Origin of the sequence: Candidatus Pelagibacter communis, from assembly GCF_001180165.1 — a bacterium.
GTDB lineage: Bacteria > Pseudomonadota > Alphaproteobacteria > Pelagibacterales > Pelagibacteraceae > Pelagibacter > Pelagibacter ubique_P.
On sequence record NZ_CVSQ01000056.1, the window covers coordinates 1 to 1,788 of the forward strand.

4 protein-coding genes are annotated in these 1,788 nt (G+C 30.3%); 1 reads left to right on the forward strand and 3 read right to left on the reverse strand.

Translation table 11 applies throughout. The features are described 5' to 3' along the window. Positions 1 to 156 precede the first annotated feature (156 nt). From AMN88_RS03375 to AMN88_RS03385, 3 genes are all read right to left on the reverse strand, one after another. Positions 157 to 477 carry a nuclear transport factor 2 family protein gene (locus tag AMN88_RS03375; protein ID WP_075536422.1) on the reverse strand — a complete coding sequence of 107 codons (321 nt, stop codon included), beginning with the start codon at positions 475 to 477 and terminating at the stop codon, positions 157 to 159. 73 nt (positions 478 to 550) lie between these two features. Continuing rightward, positions 551 to 832 (reverse strand): hypothetical protein, encoded by a 282-nt coding sequence (locus AMN88_RS03380; RefSeq protein ID WP_075536423.1) that lies wholly within the window; start codon positions 830 to 832, stop codon positions 551 to 553. A gap of 35 nt (positions 833 to 867) precedes the next feature. After that, positions 868 to 1,350, reverse strand: coding sequence for a hypothetical protein (locus tag AMN88_RS03385; protein WP_075536424.1), 483 nt, complete (start codon positions 1,348 to 1,350; stop codon positions 868 to 870). 159 nt (positions 1,351 to 1,509) lie between these two features. Between AMN88_RS03385 and AMN88_RS03390 the strand changes: the two genes are divergently transcribed. Continuing rightward, on the forward strand, positions 1,510 to 1,788 hold a 279-nt coding region (locus AMN88_RS03390), incomplete at its 3' end, for a hypothetical protein (RefSeq protein ID WP_075536425.1).

Consider the following 1,788-nt stretch of genomic DNA (forward strand, 5'->3'; position numbering starts at 1 on the left):
CAGCGATAAATAGTTTTCTCATTATCTTCCTCTTTATTGTTAACAATTTATAAAATCCAATTTTACTTGATGTTGTTTTCCAACATCAAGTATTCTAGTTACGGATAGATAGGTATATGTGCTTCCTATCGAAAAATAAAAATCAATTTCACTCACTTATTTTGGCATTGGTGTAGCACCAGTTTCTAAACTGACAATTTTTCCATTGTCATATTTATAAACTGCCATTACCGCCTCAACATTTCCATCATTAAAAGTTACAAAGGCATGATGAATACCAATTTCGTCATTTTCATAAACAATTCTAACCTTATCTTGATTAATATCACCACTCATTGCCCATTTGATAACATCACTTTTAGTTAAAACATTTCCTGACTTGTGCATTGTGAATTTAAAATCGTCATGCAAAAGTTCATTCATTGCAGCTTCATCTTTATTTTTCAATGCAGCACTATATTTTTCTAATATAGACATTTTTTCTCCTGTTACTAAATTTAATAATTAAAGTCTAGCAGAGTTAATCCAACATGTGGAGTCTCTCTTTGACTTATACTTTAGCTAATTCGTAAATTTCATATCCAGCCATTACTTCATCAAATACAGGTTTTGAAACTGGATTTGATCCATCCATAAATGAATGAAGTGCTGCCATGTCATGAACTACAATTTTAAACATTACAGTTGATTTATCTGGTGAAACACTTGCAATTGTTTTTGTAACATCTGCAACTTTTTTTCTTTCAGCCATACCTTCATCTGACTGCATGAAACCCATAAATTTTTCAAAGGCTCCTTCTTTAAGTTTTCCTACTACTAGTATATCTTTCATTTTTCCTCCTTTTTTTGTTAATTACAGAGTTTGAGCTATTTTTTTAAAGTATAAGTTCCTTTTAAATAATTTGTTGAGTGAACTTTTCCTTCAAGTGCTGTTTTCATTTGTGTATAGCCAGTTGTACCACTACACTCTATGCCTTCATATCTTCCAGTACCGCTGATACATTTAAACGTACCATCCATTGAATAACCTAACTTAATTTCATAATAAGTAATTGCAGTATCGCCATTAATAAATTTAATTATACAATGACCCATTTCCACTCCTTTGCCTGGAATTGTGCCTGCTCCTACGCAATAATGAGATGAGTTATCTCCAAATGATGTACCACCAAACGCCATCATTCCAACTAAACCATCATAAACAAAAGTCATTGGATTACCTTTTTCGTCAAAAATTGCTTTTGCATCACCAACAAAAAATCCTTTAAGATCTATTTTTCCACTATGACCATCTGCAAATGAAAGAGATGACATTAATGTAAAAAATAATACTAATATTAATTTTTTCATAATTTACCTTTCTAAATAGTTAAATCGTAACTTAATATTGTTACATTTTTATTAGAGAGTCTCATGCGTTCATATCGCGCGTCAGATATGCAAATTTTATTAATTAGAAATGCTTTTTTTAGCTATTTAATTTGATTTTAATTTTTGATAACATTTGGAATGATCGAAAAGTTTAATGGAATATTTTATTTCATAGTATTTCTTGCACATTTTATTGGAATAGGAGTTTATTGTTTCCAAACAATTGTTGGTACCAAAAAATTTATGGATAAATTTGAAATAGACCATAGTGCAGCAGTTATTGTTAGATTTGTAGGAGCTTTAATGCTTGGATGGGTGATCATGGCTCTTTATATAATGTTTGTAAGACCAAACGGTGTCGAAGATACTTGGGCTTTTTTTACTTTATTAGTAATTATTCATGCATGCGTTTTTCTA

What these genes read in the sequence shown, in the direction of transcription:
- AMN88_RS03375 (WP_075536422.1), bottom strand. Translation starts at nt 477, where the DNA reads ATGTCTATATTAGAAAAATATAGTGCTGCATTGAAAAATAAAGATGAA.
- AMN88_RS03380 (WP_075536423.1), bottom strand. Translation starts at nt 832, where the DNA reads ATGAAAGATATACTAGTAGTAGGAAAACTTAAAGAAGGAGCCTTTGAA.
- AMN88_RS03385 (WP_075536424.1), bottom strand. Translation starts at nt 1,350, where the DNA reads ATGAAAAAATTAATATTAGTATTATTTTTTACATTAATGTCATCTCTT.